This window comes from Pseudoduganella chitinolytica (assembly GCF_029028125.1).
GTDB classification, from domain to species: domain Bacteria; phylum Pseudomonadota; class Gammaproteobacteria; order Burkholderiales; family Burkholderiaceae_D; genus Rugamonas; species Rugamonas chitinolytica.
The window spans coordinates 4,800,601-4,814,780 of sequence record NZ_CP119083.1 but is presented as its reverse complement, the minus strand read 5'-3'; the positions used below and the strand labels follow the sequence as shown (position 1 = coordinate 4,814,780).

Annotated in this window: 15 protein-coding genes; all 15 read left to right on the top strand. The window is 62.4% G+C overall.

Features of this window, described 5'->3' with window-relative positions; all coding sequences use genetic code 11:
- The first annotated feature begins 14 nt into the window (after positions 1–14).
- Positions 15–785, top strand: a complete 771-nt coding sequence (locus PX653_RS21395; protein ID WP_277414724.1) for a ParA family protein — start codon at positions 15–17, stop codon at positions 783–785.
- Between the two features lie 65 nt (positions 786–850).
- Positions 851–1,735: a ParB/RepB/Spo0J family partition protein gene (locus PX653_RS21390; RefSeq protein WP_277414723.1), complete on the top strand. Its 885-nt coding sequence runs from the start codon at positions 851–853 to the stop codon at positions 1,733–1,735.
- 376 nt (positions 1,736–2,111) lie between these two features.
- Positions 2,112–2,480, top strand: coding sequence for an ATP synthase subunit I (locus tag PX653_RS21385; protein ID WP_277414722.1), 369 nt, complete (start codon positions 2,112–2,114; stop codon positions 2,478–2,480).
- A gap of 66 nt (positions 2,481–2,546) precedes the next feature.
- The gene (gene atpB, locus PX653_RS21380; RefSeq protein WP_277414721.1) at positions 2,547–3,344 is read left to right on the top strand and encodes a F0F1 ATP synthase subunit A; all 798 of its coding nucleotides are present in this window, start codon (positions 2,547–2,549) and stop codon (positions 3,342–3,344) included.
- A 66-nt stretch (positions 3,345–3,410) separates the two neighbouring features.
- A complete protein-coding gene (gene atpE, locus PX653_RS21375; protein WP_107139967.1) occupies positions 3,411–3,692 on the top strand; it encodes a F0F1 ATP synthase subunit C in 282 nt (93 codons plus the stop codon).
- Positions 3,693–3,729: 37 nt separating this feature from the next.
- A complete protein-coding gene (locus PX653_RS21370) occupies positions 3,730–4,200 on the top strand; it encodes a F0F1 ATP synthase subunit B (protein ID WP_277414720.1) in 471 nt (156 codons plus the stop codon).
- Positions 4,201–4,202: 2 nt separating this feature from the next.
- Positions 4,203–4,736, top strand: a complete 534-nt coding sequence (locus PX653_RS21365; RefSeq protein ID WP_112939317.1) for a F0F1 ATP synthase subunit delta — start codon at positions 4,203–4,205, stop codon at positions 4,734–4,736.
- A gap of 79 nt (positions 4,737–4,815) precedes the next feature.
- Positions 4,816–6,357 (top strand): F0F1 ATP synthase subunit alpha, encoded by a 1,542-nt coding sequence (atpA, locus tag PX653_RS21360; protein WP_107139970.1) that lies wholly within the window; start codon positions 4,816–4,818, stop codon positions 6,355–6,357.
- A gap of 55 nt (positions 6,358–6,412) precedes the next feature.
- Entirely contained in the window at positions 6,413–7,288 is an 876-nt protein-coding gene (gene atpG / locus PX653_RS21355) for a F0F1 ATP synthase subunit gamma (RefSeq protein ID WP_277414719.1), read from the top strand.
- Positions 7,289–7,318: 30 nt separating this feature from the next.
- The gene (gene atpD, locus PX653_RS21350) at positions 7,319–8,719 is read left to right on the top strand and encodes a F0F1 ATP synthase subunit beta (RefSeq protein ID WP_277414718.1); all 1,401 of its coding nucleotides are present in this window, start codon (positions 7,319–7,321) and stop codon (positions 8,717–8,719) included.
- Between the two features lie 51 nt (positions 8,720–8,770).
- Positions 8,771–9,196: a F0F1 ATP synthase subunit epsilon gene (locus PX653_RS21345; RefSeq protein ID WP_107139973.1), complete on the top strand. Its 426-nt coding sequence runs from the start codon at positions 8,771–8,773 to the stop codon at positions 9,194–9,196.
- Positions 9,197–9,270: 74 nt separating this feature from the next.
- Positions 9,271–10,215, top strand: coding sequence for a hypothetical protein (locus PX653_RS21340; protein ID WP_277414717.1), 945 nt, complete (start codon positions 9,271–9,273; stop codon positions 10,213–10,215).
- A 32-nt stretch (positions 10,216–10,247) separates the two neighbouring features.
- On the top strand, positions 10,248–10,514 hold the full coding sequence (locus PX653_RS21335; RefSeq protein ID WP_277414716.1) for a hypothetical protein: 267 nt from the start codon (positions 10,248–10,250) through the stop codon (positions 10,512–10,514).
- A 53-nt stretch (positions 10,515–10,567) separates the two neighbouring features.
- Positions 10,568–10,693, top strand: coding sequence for a hypothetical protein (locus PX653_RS21330; RefSeq protein WP_277414715.1), 126 nt, complete (start codon positions 10,568–10,570; stop codon positions 10,691–10,693).
- Positions 10,694–11,145: 452 nt separating this feature from the next.
- Positions 11,146–14,178: a type VI secretion system Vgr family protein gene (locus PX653_RS21325; protein ID WP_277414714.1), complete on the top strand. Its 3,033-nt coding sequence runs from the start codon at positions 11,146–11,148 to the stop codon at positions 14,176–14,178.
- Positions 14,179–14,180: the final 2 nt, after the last annotated feature.

Genomic DNA, 14,180 nt, shown 5'->3' with positions numbered 1-14,180 from the left:
CAATAAGAACCTACATGGCAAAAATCTTTTGCGTAGCAAACCAGAAGGGCGGCGTCGGCAAGACCACCACCACGGTCAACCTGTCGGCCGGCCTGGCCAAGTTGAACCAGCGCGTGCTGCTGGTCGACCTGGACCCGCAGGGCAACGCCACGATGGGCGCCGGCATCAACAAGGCCGGCCTGGCGGCGTCCACCTATGAAGTGATGTTGGGAACGTCTGATGTAGCGACGGCGCGCCTGCGTTCGGAAGCAGGGCGCTTCGACGTGCTGCCCTCGAACCGCGAGCTGGCCGGCGCGGAAGTGGAGATGGTGGAACTGGACCGGCGCGAGTCGCGTCTGAAGGATGCCCTGGCCCTGGTCGACAAGGACTACGACTTCATCCTGATCGACTGCCCGCCCGCGCTGTCCATGCTGACCCTGAATGGCCTGTGCGCGGCGCACGGCGTCATCATTCCGATGCAGTGCGAGTACTACGCGCTGGAAGGATTGTCCGACCTGGTCAACACCATCAAGAAGGTGCACGCGAACCTGAACCCGGACCTGAAGATCATCGGCCTGTTGCGCGTGATGTTCGACCCGCGCATGACGCTGTCGCAGCAGGTCTCGGCCCAGCTGGAACAGCACTTCGGCGACAAGGTGTTCAAGACAATCATCCCGCGCAACGTGCGGCTGGCCGAGGCGCCGTCGTACGGCATGCCCGGCGTGACGTTCGATCCCAGCTCGAAGGGCGCGCAGGCCTATATCGCCTTCGGGGCGGAGATGGTCAAGCGGATCAAGAAGATGTAAAACCCGCGGGACAGGCTTTCTCGGAAACCCATGTCCCGGTGTTGATAACTACAACGATTATTCACATGGCAACCAAAAAACTAAAAGGCCTGGGACGCGGCCTCGACGCGCTGCTGGGCGGCGGCGGCGACCCCGCCAATCCGGCCGACCAGGGCAAACCGTCGGAACTGGCCATCGGCCAGCTGCAACCAGGTAAATACCAGCCGCGCACGCGCATGGACGAAGGCAGCCTGAACGAACTGGCGGCATCGATCAAGACGCAGGGCATCATGCAGCCGATCCTGGTCCGCCCGGTCGGTACCGGCAAGGACGGCCAGACCACGTACGAGATCATCGCCGGCGAGCGACGGTTCCGTGCGGCGCAAATTGCCGGGCTGGACAACGTGCCCGTCCTGGTGCGCGAAGTGGACGACACGGCCGCCGCCGCGATGGCGCTGATCGAGAACATCCAGCGCGAGGATCTCAATCCGCTGGAAGAAGCCCAGGGTATCCACCGCCTCATCACGGACTTCAGCTTTACCCACGAGCAAGCGGCCCATGCGGTGGGCCGCTCGCGCAGCGCCGTGTCGAACCTGCTGCGCCTGATGAATCTGGCAGCGCCCGTGCAGACGATGCTGATGGCCGGCGACATCGACATGGGCCACGCTCGCGCCTTGCTGGCCGTCGACGCCGCCGCGCAGATCACGCTGGCAAATGTTGTGGTGGCCAAACGGTTGTCCGTGCGCGAAACCGAAAAGCTCGTCAACCGCACGATCGAGGAACAGACGGCCCGGCCGGAAGCGAAGGTGCGCGAGAAGTCGGGCGATATCAAGCGCCTCGAAGAAGAACTGTCCGATACACTGGCGACCCCGGTGGTGTTCAAGATCGGGTCGAAGGGCCGCGGTCAGATGATCATCGACTTCGCCGACCTGGACATCCTGGACGGCGTGATCGCCCGCCTGCGCGGCTGAGTGTTTACTCTAAAAACACAATTGTTCCCGTGAAGTTCTGCCATTGTCCCGTGTGCCACTGTCCCGATATCGGGCAGGGCGCCGGACGGTGGCGCCGATTGCCCAATAATTGGGCAGTGGGAATTGCTCAGATATCACGAGGATTGTTGTCAAAGCAGCAGGAAATGCTTGGGTTGGCACACTGAAAAGTCCTTAAGGCTCTGTTAAGCCTGTCGTGCAGGTCGCTCTTGCACCAACCTGGTGCAGAGGCCGTCGAGGGGGTGTTGCAATGTTGTCCCCATTGCTCTGATGCGGTGCAGCATGTTTGACGCGGCTCACGTTAGCGACCTATAATCCCGTGTCTTTGGGTCTATAAGCAACGTGAGAAGGTCGGCAAGTGAGTGATTCTGCACAAAGTATCGCCCGGCCGGTGTACCGCATCGTTGCCCTGCAATTCACAATCGCCGTCCTTTTCTCTGCCCTCGTCGCGTATTTCGCCGGGGTGGAGAAAGGCTGGTCTGCCGCCATGGGCGGTGCGATTGCGGTGATCGGCAGCGGTGTTTACGCGCTGATCGTCGCGAGCGGGAGCAAGGACGCCAAAGCGGCATTACGGCGGCATGAGCTCGCCGAGATGGTGAAGTTATTCATTACAGCAGTGCTGTTTATTGCGGCACTGGTGCTGTTTCAGTCGGCCGCTAACGTTTGGCTGATCTTGGGTTTTGCAGTGGCGACCTTGGCGTACTGGTTTTCACTGCTCGCAGTTTAATCGCCGGTTTAGGCCTTCCGTGAACGGAAGGTTCGGACAACAATTCTAAATTCAATATCACTAACTATGACCACTGAACACGGGGGGCACGCAGCCCCGGCAAACGCCACCGAATACATCCAGCACCACCTTTCTCACCTGCAAAGCGCCGACGGCGCCTTCAACCTGGACACGTTCTGGATCTCGCTGATCCTGGGCTTCGTGTTCCTGGGCGTGTTCTACATGGCGTCCAAGCGCGCCACCGCCGGTGTGCCGGGCAAGCTGCAGAACTTCGTCGAATGGATCATGGAACTGGTCAACGACACGGTCAACAGCGCCTTCCACGCGAAAAGCGCCGTCATCGCCCCGCTGGCCATCACGATCTTCGTGTGGGTCTGGCTGATGAACGCGATGGACTTCCTGCCGGTGGACCTGCTGCCGAAACTCCTGGAATTCTTCGGCGTCTACAAGCTGCGCGTGGTACCGACCGCCGACGTGAACCACACCTTCGGCATGGCCTTCGGCGTGTTCCTGTGCATTATCGGCTTCTCGATCAAGGCCAAAGGCGCAGGCGGCTACATGAAAGAGCTGTTCACGGCGCCGTTCCACGCACACGGCGTCGCCGCGATCTTCCTGGCACCGGTGAACTTCATCTTCCAGATGCTGGAACTGTTCGCCAAGCCAATTTCGCTGTCGCTGCGACTGTTCGGCAATATGTATGCCGGCGAACTGATTTTCATCCTGATCGCGCTGCTGCCATGGTGGGCACAGTGGCTGCTGGGTGGTCCATGGGCAATCTTCCACATCCTGATTGTGACCCTGCAGGCTTTCGTCTTTATGGCCCTGACGGTCGTGTACCTTAGCCTCGCGGTTGAGAAGCACTAATTTCGCACTATTGTTTTCACTTTTTTCAGTATCTGTAGTTTTTTTAAATCTTAGGAGAAATCTCAAATGCAAGCTCTGATCGCACAAGTACAAAGCATGACCGTTCTGGCCGTCGCAATCATCATTGGCCTGGCAGCCATCGGCACCGCATTGGGCTTCGCAATCCTGGGTGGCAAGTTCCTGGAAGCTTCGGCACGCCAGCCTGAACTGATGCCACAACTGCAAACCAAACTGTTCGTTATCGCTGGTCTGCTGGACGCGATCTCGATGATCGGCGTCGGCGTTTCGCTGCTGTTCACGTTCAACAACCCGTTCCTGACCGCACTGACCACCGCCGTAGCTCAGTAATAACGCTCCAACCGGGGAAACTTTTTAGGAGCAAGGTATGAACATCAATGCGTCTCTCATCGGTCAGATGATCACCTTCGCGGTGCTCGTCTGGTTCTCGATGAAATTCGTCTTCCCGGCGCTCAACAGCGCGCTGGATGAGCGTGCCAAGCGTATTGCGGACGGTCTGGCTGCAGCCGACCAGGGTCAGGCTTCGATGGCGGCGGCTGAAAAGCGCGCCGCGGAAGCCCTGTCCTCCGCCCGTGACGAAGCTGCACAGCGCGTCGCGGACGCTGAAAAGCGTGCTCAGCTGATCGCTGAAGAGATCAAGGCCAACGCCAAGGCCGAAGCGGACCGCATCATCGCGACCGCCAAGGCTGAAGCCGACCAGCAAGTCACCCAGGCCCGCGAGCAACTGCGTGCCCAGGTCGCCGACCTGGCTGTGAAGGGCGCCGAGCAAATCCTGAAGCGCGAAGTCAACGCGTCGGCCCACGCCGACCTGCTGAACCGCCTTGCGACCGAGCTGTAATCATGGCTGAACTCGCAACCGTCGCCCGTCCTTACGCGGAAGCCCTCTTCCGCGTAGCCCAGGCTGGCAACCTCGCGCAGTGGTCCGATCTGGTGTCCGAACTGGCCCAGATCGGTGCCCATCCCGAGGTGCTGGCATATGCCCGCAACCCTAAAGTGTCCGACAGCGATGTGGCGTCGGTCATCCAGGGCCTGCTGAAATCGCCGCTTAACGCGGAAGCGAACAACTTCCTCTCGATGCTGATCGAAAACGGCCGCATCGAACTGCTGCCGGAAATCGGCGTGCAATTCCACGAGCTGAAAAACAGCGTGGAAGGCGCGGCGGATGCCGACATCACCAGCGCATTCGACATGGACGCTGCCCAGACGGCAGGCCTGGTCGCCACGCTGGAAAAGAAATTCGGCCGCAAGCTCAACCCAAGCGTCACGGTGGATCCATCGCTGATCGGTGGCGTACGCGTGGTGGTCGGCGACGAAGTGCTGGACACTTCGGTACGCGCCAAGCTGCAACAGCTGCGTGTCGCACTGGTGTCGTAAGGCACCAGCGTAACCGCCGCCCGCTTCGGCAGACCCTTATACCCTCGCGCAAGCTGAGAGAAAACAATTAGGAGTTAGTATGCAACTCAACCCATCTGAAATCAGCGAGCTGATCAAGAGCCGGATCCAAGGCATTGATGGCGGCGCTGAAGTGCGCAATCAAGGCACCGTTATCTCGGTTGCCGACGGTATCTGCCGCATCCACGGTCTGTCCGAAGTGATGCAAGGCGAGATGCTGGAATTCCCTGGCAACACGTTCGGCCTGGCAATGAACCTGGAGCGCGACTCCGTCGGCGCCGTCATCCTGGGTTCCTACGAGCACATCTCCGAAGGCGACACGGTCAAGTGCACCGGCCGCATCCTGGAAGTGCCGGTCGGTCCGGAACTGCGCGGCCGTGTCGTCAACGCCCTGGGCCAGCCGATCGACGGCAAGGGTCCTGTCGTCACGCAACTGACGTCCCCGATCGAGAAGATCGCGCCGGGCGTTATCGCCCGTGAATCCGTGTCGCAGCCAATGCAGACCGGCCTGAAGTCGATCGACGCGATGGTGCCGATCGGCCGTGGCCAGCGTGAGCTGATCATTGGCGACCGCCAGACCGGTAAATCGGCTGTCGCAGTCGACGCGATCATCAACCAGAAGGGCCAGGGCATGACGTGTATCTACGTCGCCATCGGCCAGAAGGCATCGACCATCAAGAACATCGTGCGTTCCCTGGAACAGCACGGCGCGATGGAATACACGATCGTTGTCGCCGCTTCCGCTTCGGAATCGGCCGCCATGCAGTACATCTCGGCCTACTCGGGCTGCGCGATGGGCGAATACTTCCGCGACCGCGGCGAAGACGCGCTGATCGTGTACGACGACCTGTCGAAGCAAGCTGTTGCCTACCGTCAGATTTCGCTGCTGCTGCGCCGTCCACCAGGTCGCGAAGCGTACCCTGGCGACGTGTTCTACCTGCACAGCCGCCTGCTGGAACGTGCTGCCCGCGTGAACGCCGACTACGTCGAAGCCTTCACCAACGGCGCCGTCAAGGGCAAGACCGGTTCGCTGACGGCACTGCCGATCATCGAAACGCAAGCCGGTGACGTCTCGGCCTTCGTGCCAACGAACGTGATCTCGATTACCGACGGCCAGATCTTCCTGGAAACGTCGCTGTTCAACGCCGGTATCCGTCCTGCGATCAACGCCGGTATCTCGGTGTCGCGCGTCGGTGGCGCTGCCCAGACCAAGGTCATCAAGGGCCTGTCCGGCGGTATCCGTACCGACCTGGCACAGTACCGTGAACTGGCTGCGTTCGCGCAGTTCGCTTCCGACCTGGACGAATCGACCCGCAAGCAGCTGGAACGCGGTGCCCGCGTGACCGAACTGCTGAAGCAGGCACAGTACTCGCCGCTGTCGATCTCCCTGATGGGCGCGTCGCTGTTCGCCGTCAACAAGGGCTTCCTGGACGACGTGCCAGTCAAGTCGGTCCTGGCGTTCGAAGCCGGCCTGCACTCGTACCTGAAGACCAAGCAAGCCGCTCTGCTGTCCAAGATCGAAGAAACCAAGCAACTGGACAAGGACGGCGAAGCTGCGCTGTCTGCCGCCATCGCTGATTTCAAGAAGTCGGGCGCATTTTAAGCGTGATGGCGACCCTGTAACGGGTCGCCTTTCAACGCAGAAGGAGTAAGGACTCATGGCAGTAGGCAAAGAGATACGTGGCAAGATCAAGAGCGTAGAAAATACGAAGAAGATCACGAAGGCGATGGAAATGGTCGCCGCATCGAAAATGCGCAAGGCGCAGGATCGCATGCGCGCCGCCCGTCCCTACGCGGACAAGATTCGTGTGATCGCGACGAACCTGGCAAGCGCCAATCCGGAATACACGCACCCGTTCCTGGCCGAAGCCCAGGGGACGCAAGCGAAAGCCGTGGGGTTCATCATCGTCACGACCGACAAGGGTCTGTGCGGTGGCCTGAACACCAACGTGCTGCGCCAGGTGACGGCGAAAACCCGTGAGCTGGAAGGCGCCGGCAACAAGATCGAAGCCGTGGCCATCGGCAACAAGGGTTTGGGTTTCCTGAACCGCGTCGGCGTGCCCGTGGTGGCGCAGGCGACCCAGATCGGCGATACGCCGCACCTGGAAAAGCTGATCGGCCCCGTGAAAGTAATGCTGGAGAAGTTCCAGGAAGGTAAGCTGGACGCCGTCTACCTGTGCTACACCAAGTTCATCAACACGATGAAGCAGGAACCGGTCGTCGAGCAACTGCTGCCGCTGACGGCGGACAAGCGCGCCACCGACAAGTCGGCCCACCAGTGGGATTACATCTACGAGCCGGACGCAGCGACCGTCATCGACGAACTGCTGGAACGCTACGTGGAAGCGCTGGTGTACCAGTCCGTCGCGGAAAACCTGGCGTCCGAGCAATCGGCGCGCATGGTGGCCATGAAGGCCGCCAGCGACAACGCCGGTAACGTCATCGGTGAGCTGAAGCTGGTCTACAACAAGACCCGCCAGGCAGCAATTACCAAAGAACTCTCTGAAATCGTGTCCGGTGCGGCCGCGGTTTAAACGAATTTAACTATATTTGAAGGAACGAACATGGCTGATGGCAAAATCGTTCAGTGTATCGGCGCTGTGGTGGACGTTGAGTTCCCGCGCAACGCGATGCCTAAGGTTTTTGACGCGCTGAAAATGGAAGGCTCCGAGCTGACCCTGGAAGTCCAACAGCAGCTGGGTGACGGCGTGGTCCGTACCATTGCTCTGGGTTCTTCCGACGGCCTGCGTCGCGGCATGACCATCCAGAACACGGGCAAGCCGATCATGGTGCCGGTCGGTAAGGGCACGCTGGGTCGCATCATGGACGTGCTGGGCAACCCGATCGACGAGCGCGGCCCTGTTTCGCAAGAACAGACCGCCTCGATCCACCGCGTGGCACCGGCTTACGACGAGCTGTCGCCGTCGCAAGACCTGCTGGAAACCGGCATCAAGGTCATCGACCTGGTCTGCCCGTTCGCCAAGGGCGGTAAAGTCGGCCTGTTCGGCGGCGCCGGCGTCGGCAAGACCGTCAACATGATGGAACTGATCAACAACATCGCCAAGGCGCACTCGGGTCTGTCCGTGTTTGCCGGCGTGGGTGAGCGTACCCGTGAAGGTAACGACTTCTACCACGAGATGGCCGATGCGAAAGTCGTCGACCTGGACAACCTGGGCAACTCCAAGGTTGCCATGGTCTACGGCCAGATGAACGAGCCGCCAGGCAACCGTCTGCGCGTCGCGCTGACCGGCCTGACGATCGCCGAATCGTTCCGTGACGAAGGCAAGGACGTTCTGTTCTTCGTCGACAACATCTACCGCTTCACGCTGGCCGGTACCGAAGTGTCCGCACTGCTGGGCCGTATGCCTTCCGCCGTGGGCTACCAGCCGACGCTGGCCGAAGAAATGGGCCGCCTGCAGGAGCGCATCACGTCGACGAAAACCGGTTCGATCACGTCGATCCAGGCCGTCTACGTCCCTGCGGATGACTTGACCGACCCGTCGCCAGCGACGACCTTCGGTCACCTGGACTCCACCGTCGTTCTGTCGCGTGACATCGCCTCGCTGGGTATCTACCCGGCCGTCGACCCGCTGGACTCGACCTCCCGCCAGCTGGACCCGCTGGTCGTCGGCCAGGAGCACTACGACACGGCCCGCGCCGTGCAGGGCACGCTGCAGCGCTACAAGGAACTGCGCGACATCATTGCGATTCTGGGCATGGACGAACTGGCACCGGAAGACAAGCTGCTGGTGGCACGCGCTCGTAAGATGCAGCGTTTCCTGTCGCAGCCGTTCCACGTCGCCGAAGTCTTCACGGGCTCGCCAGGCAAGTACGTTTCGCTGAAGGACACGATCAAGGGCTTCAAGATGATCGCTTCCGGCGAACTGGATCACCTGCCGGAGCAGGCGTTCTACATGGTCGGCACGATCGAAGAAGCCATCGAAAAAGCCAAGAAACTGGGCTAATCGACATAGCCCCGCGTCCGGGACGCGGGGCTGTTCAACTTAGGATTGACAATGGCAAATACTATTCACGTCGACGTGGTCTCGGCAGAAGAGCTGATCTTCTCCGGCGAAGCCACGTTCGTCGCGTTGCCGGGCGAGCAGGGCGAGCTGGGGATCTACCCGAAGCACACGCCGCTGATCACCCGTATCCGTCCGGGCGCGGTACGCATCCAGGTTCAAGGCAAGGCGGAAGAAGAGTTTGTCTTCGTTGCCGGTGGCCTGCTGGAAGTGCAGCCGAACGCCGTGACGGTACTGGCCGACACCGCGATCCGTGGCGCCGACCTGGATGAAGCCAAGGCACAAGCCGCCAAGAAACTGGCGGAAGAAAACCTGGCCAACAACAAGACCGGCATCGACTACGCGAAAGCCCAGGCGGAACTGGCAGCGGCCATCGGCCAGCTGGCAGCGATCGCCAAACTGCGCCAGACCAAGCACTGATCTGGTCGCATCCAAGAAAAGCAGCCTGCCGGCTGCTTTTTTTTACGTCGTCACGTTATCAAAAAGAACACATCATGCACCTGCTGCCCTGTTTGGTCGTCGCGTTACCGTTGCTGCTGAGCGCGGCCGCCCAGGCGGCCGGGCCAAGGGTAAACGATCTCAGCATCGCCTTCGACGAGTTTTATGCACGCACGGAGTTCATGCCGCTGCCGGCGCGGGTGGAGGAGTTCCGCCGCAGCGTGGGTGCGCGCTTCCCGCTTTTCTATGGCGACGAGCGCATCCTGTTTTCGCGGGCCGAGCAGGACGAACGAATCGGCGCGGCCATCGTCAAATACCCGGCGATGCGCGACGTCTACCTGCGCAAGGCACGCGCGTTCGGTGCGCAATTGTCCGGCTACGTGACCGCGTTCCAGGCCCGTTTCCCCGATTACCGCTACGACGGCGAGATCTGGCTGCTGCATTCGCTGGGAGAAATGGACGGCGGCACGCGCGAGCTGGCGGGCAAGACCCACCTGATCTTCGGCGCCGACGGGCTGGCGCGCTATCACGCGGGCGGTGACGACGGCGCCTTCTTCCACCACGAACTGTTCCACACGTACCACGAGCCGGCACTGGCGGCCTGCCCGGACAACGTCGTGTGGAAATCGTTGTGGGTCGAGGGGCTGGCGACGTATGTATCCCAGCAGATGCATCCCGAAGCGAACGACAAGGAACTGCTGACGGACTTCCCGTCCGGCACCGTGGCGAAAACGCGGGCGATGCTGCCGGCCGCCTGGGCGCAGCTGGACAAGGTGCTGGACAGCAGCGACCCGCAGGTCAATGCCAGCCTGTTCCAGATGAGCAGCCGGGACAAGTCGCTGCCGCAACGGCGCGGCTATTACCTGGGCTACCTGGTGGCGCAGGAGGCGGGCAAGTCGCGCGACGTGGCCGAGCTGGCCAAGCTGGGGTGCGGACCCGTGCGGGAACTGGTGACGAATACGGTCCGCAAGCTGAAGGCCGGGGCAGGGGCACAGCGCTAGCATCACGCTACGGACGGGCGTAGAATCGTCGCATGCGCACGCTCCGTTTCCTGTTGATCGCGTTGTTCTTCCTGCTCGGCAGCACTGCCGCGCTGGCGGCATCGTATGACACTTGCTGTCCCCAGGACGAATGCACGGCCGAGCGGTGCGCGGCGATGGGCTGCCTGAGTGCCGCGCCTGCGCTGGCGGTCGATACGAGCCACGCCGTGGCGGTTGCGCCGGCAACCGCCGCAGCCAGCGCGCCCTTGCCATGTGCGGGCCCGCTAGTGGTCCGGGACGTCTGGACACCGCCCGACTGACGAAGCTGGAAAGATCCGCCTGCTTATTTTTCCAACGTCCAGGAGTACCCATCATGAAATCGAACACCACCAAGATCGCCGTTGCCATCGCCCTGCTGTCCGCTTCCGCCGCCGCCCTGGCGGCCGACGGCTGCTGCGTCAGCATCGAATGCTGCCTCAAGATGCTCGGCTGCTGCTGATCCGTTGTAGGGGAAAGAAGGCTGCCGTGGCGGTAATACCGTTCAGTTAAGTGGCTGCTTAACGCGGACGGCGTAACGTCGAGGTGATGCCTGCACGGCCCGGTCGAGTTTTCGACCGGGCCGTTTTTCATTGGACAGCATGGCAAGGGCAGGCAACGCTGGGCCAGCTGAGCTCTTCTGCAGGGCCACGCCCGATGGTGGACGTTGCCCCCTTGCTTCAGGTCAGGGTACCGCCGAGAACGATGTGCGATGCTTTACCGCCCGCCAAATGAGGCGATGCATTTGACATTCCCTGTATGTCGCCTTCCCGTAATGCCCCGATATAGTCGTGCTAAAATGCTAAGTTTCGTGGCTCAACAGCGAGCACCCGCGCGGCGTGCGGGTGGATGTTTGCGGCGGCCACTTCTTGCATCCCAAATCAACCATGCCAGCTCAACCGATGAGCCATTACGATGACTGACCTGCTAGCACTGCTGGAAGCCCACCAAAGTACCCGTCTGTTGCGGTTGTCGTTCCCGAAGAACGACGGGCCGGAAGTGAAGCTGATGGTGAACCGCTTCGAAGGCACGGAATACCTGTCGCGCGACTTCGAATTCAGGGTGGAACTCCTGAGCGACGACGCCAGGCTGGAACTCGAGGCGATGCACGGCAAGCTGCTGTGCGTGTCGCTGGTACAGGCGGACGGCAGCCTGCGTCCGTTCACCGGTTATGTGACGTCGTTCCAGCTGGTCAAGACGGATGGCGGCGTGGCCTTCTACGAGGCCGTGCTGCGGCCATGGCTGGCATACCTGCGCCTGCGCCGGAACAACCGCCTGTTCCATGTGCAAAGCCTGCGCGAGCAAACGGAAGCGATCTTCGCCGGCTACGGCGGCCTGCCCTCCTGGGAATGGGAGGTCGCCGGCGAACAGCCGCAGTTCACCATGGCCACGCAATGGGACGAGACCGATCACAACTACCTGTGCCGGCGCTGGGAAGCGGCGGGCTACAGCCATTGGTACGAACACAGCAACGAAGGCCATACGCTCAAGGTGTGCGACGACACCCGCACCACGGCGCCGATCGATGGACCGTCGCCGGGCATCCGCTTCCAACGGGCCGGTGGCGTGGCCGAAGAGGACGCGATCGGCGACTGGAGCCCGCTGCGCCAGTGGGCGTCCGCCCAGACGGCGGTGAGCGGCTTCGATTTCAAGAATCCCCGCCCGGTCCATGCGGACAGCGTCTCCATCGACCAGCAAGGCGACATTCCACCGCTGGAAGTGCACAGCTATGAGGGGCACTACGGCTTCAAGCACCAGTCCGGCGCCTACGAGCTGTCGCGCTTGCGCATGGAAGAAATCGAAGCCCGCGGCAAGCTGTACGCAGCACAAGGCAACAACCGGCGCGTGGCCCCGGGCAGGTGGTTCACGCTGCTCGACCATTTCGGCGAAAGCGAAGACAGCGAATTCCTGATCCTGGAGGTGCACCACACAGCCAGCAACAACTACCTGCAAGGCAGGGGTGCGATCTCGGAGTACAAGAATCGCCTGCTCTGCCAGAGCAAGGCCGCGCCCTGGCGGCCGGGACGCGGTTTCAACAGCACGGAGACCAAACTGCTGGCCCTGCAAACCGCCATCGTGGTGGGCGCGGAAGGCCAGGGCAGCCTGAACGTGGATGAGTACGGGCGTGTCCAGGTCAAGTTCCACTGGGACCGGGACGAGAGCGGCAGCTGCTGGGTACGGGTAAGCAGCAACTGGGCCGGCGGCGAGAAGGGCCTGGCCAGTCATCCTCGCGTCGGATCGGAAGTGATCGTGCAATGGCTCGACGGCAATCCCGACCATCCGATCATCACGGGCGCCGTGTACAACCAGAGCTATATGCCGCCTTGGAAGCTGCCCGAGCAGCGGGCGCTGACGGGGCTGCGGAGCCGTGAGCTGACCGCCGATGGCGGCAACACGCCTGGCGGCCGCAGCAATCATATGGTGCTGGACGATACGCAAGGGCAGATCCAGGCCCAGCTCAAGAGCGACCACCTCGCCAGCCAGCTCAGCCTGGGCCATATCAGCCGCATCGAAGACAATGCGGGACGCAAGGACGCGCGCGGCCAGGGGTTCGAGCTGCGCACGGACGGCCACGGCGCCGTGCGCGCACAGCAGGGCCTGCTGCTCAGCACCGAGGGACGGCCGAACGCCCGCGCCCATATCACCGATATGGAGGAGACGCTGGCGCGCATGGCGCAAGGCAAGGAGTTGCACGACAGCCTGTCGCAGGCCGCGCAGCAGGCACAAGCGCACCAGGCAGGTGACCAGGACCAGGTCATCGCCGCGCTGCAGGCGCAGATCGACGCCCTCAAAGGCCAGGGCGGCGCGCCGGCGCAAGGCGAATTCCCGGAATTCCAGGCGCCCCACCTGACCCTGGCGAGCCCTGCCGGCATCGAAACCACCACGGAGGGGTCCACCCATCTGATGAGCGTCGAGCACAGCGCCGTGACCAGCGGGGGCCATATCAGCCTGAGCGCGGGCAAGAGCCTGCTCGTCAGCGTCAAGGAAGCGGTGCGCATGTTTGCCTACAAGGCCGGCATGAAGCTGGTGGCGGCCAGCGCCGACATCGACATTACCGCGTTGAAGGACAGCATCAACATCCTGGCCAAGCTCAACATCACCCACACCGCCAACAAGATCACGATCACGGCAAAGGAAGAGGTGGTGATCAACGGCGGCTCCAGCTTCAGCCGCTGGAACGCATCGGGGATCGTCCATGGCACCAGCGGCAACTGGGTCCAGCACGCCGCGCACCATAGCTTCGTCCCCGCCAAGAGCAAAGGCACGCGAAGCTTGCCGCAGCCCATGCAGCTGGCGCCGGGGCAGCTCGACCTGCATCACCAGTATGTGAACCCGGAAGGCAGCAAGAAGCAAGGCATCCGGCAAGGCGACTACACGGTCGTCGACGCCGAAGGAGGCGAGCACCAGGGCACGCTCGATGGCGACGGCTTTGCCAGCGTCGCGGGCCTGCCGATGGGCATGGCCGCGGTCACCTACGGCAAGGATCCGCGCGACCCATGGGATGAAGGCAGCGTCCTCGGCCAGGAGACCGAATGGCCGGCTGCGGCGCTGCCCGAGGGAGGTGCCGCTGCTGGTGCCGCTGGGGCAACGGCCGGCCAGCCGGCGCCGGGGGGAGGAATGCTGTCCGGTGCCAGTGCTGCGGCAGCCAGTCTCAAAGGCGCAGCCGGCCAGGCCCGCGCGATGGTGCAGGCCGCGCAGCAAGCGGCAGGCGCGGTGCAATCCCTGAAACAAGGTGGCGCGCAAGCATTGCTGGCGCCGCTCGGACAGGCGGCCATGGCCAATGTCGCGGGCAAGCTGCCGGGCGGCGCCGCGGCGCTGAGTGCCTACGGTGCACTGAGTGGAGGCAATCCGGCCGCCGCCGTCGCGTCCACGCTTGGTCTGCCCGGGTCGCTGCCGCGCATTGGCGCTGACGTGCCAGCCCCGTCCCTGAAAAAATCACTCGTATAAAC

Bases quoted from the DNA above. Each gene is read 5' to 3' on its own strand.
- atpE (WP_107139967.1), top strand. From the start codon at position 3,411: ATGCAAGCTCTGATCGCACAAGTACAAAGCATGACCGTTCTGGCCGTC.
- PX653_RS21325 (WP_277414714.1), top strand. From the start codon at position 11,146: ATGACTGACCTGCTAGCACTGCTGGAAGCCCACCAAAGTACCCGTCTG.
- atpB (WP_277414721.1), top strand. From the start codon at position 2,547: ATGACCACTGAACACGGGGGGCACGCAGCCCCGGCAAACGCCACCGAA.
- PX653_RS21365 (WP_112939317.1), top strand. From the start codon at position 4,203: ATGGCTGAACTCGCAACCGTCGCCCGTCCTTACGCGGAAGCCCTCTTC.
- atpA (WP_107139970.1), top strand. From the start codon at position 4,816: ATGCAACTCAACCCATCTGAAATCAGCGAGCTGATCAAGAGCCGGATC.
- PX653_RS21345 (WP_107139973.1), top strand. From the start codon at position 8,771: ATGGCAAATACTATTCACGTCGACGTGGTCTCGGCAGAAGAGCTGATC.
- PX653_RS21340 (WP_277414717.1), top strand. From the start codon at position 9,271: ATGCACCTGCTGCCCTGTTTGGTCGTCGCGTTACCGTTGCTGCTGAGC.
- PX653_RS21395 (WP_277414724.1), top strand. From the start codon at position 15: ATGGCAAAAATCTTTTGCGTAGCAAACCAGAAGGGCGGCGTCGGCAAG.
- atpG (WP_277414719.1), top strand. From the start codon at position 6,413: ATGGCAGTAGGCAAAGAGATACGTGGCAAGATCAAGAGCGTAGAAAAT.
- atpD (WP_277414718.1), top strand. From the start codon at position 7,319: ATGGCTGATGGCAAAATCGTTCAGTGTATCGGCGCTGTGGTGGACGTT.
- PX653_RS21330 (WP_277414715.1), top strand. From the start codon at position 10,568: ATGAAATCGAACACCACCAAGATCGCCGTTGCCATCGCCCTGCTGTCC.
- PX653_RS21390 (WP_277414723.1), top strand. From the start codon at position 851: ATGGCAACCAAAAAACTAAAAGGCCTGGGACGCGGCCTCGACGCGCTG.
- PX653_RS21370 (WP_277414720.1), top strand. From the start codon at position 3,730: ATGAACATCAATGCGTCTCTCATCGGTCAGATGATCACCTTCGCGGTG.
- PX653_RS21335 (WP_277414716.1), top strand. From the start codon at position 10,248: ATGCGCACGCTCCGTTTCCTGTTGATCGCGTTGTTCTTCCTGCTCGGC.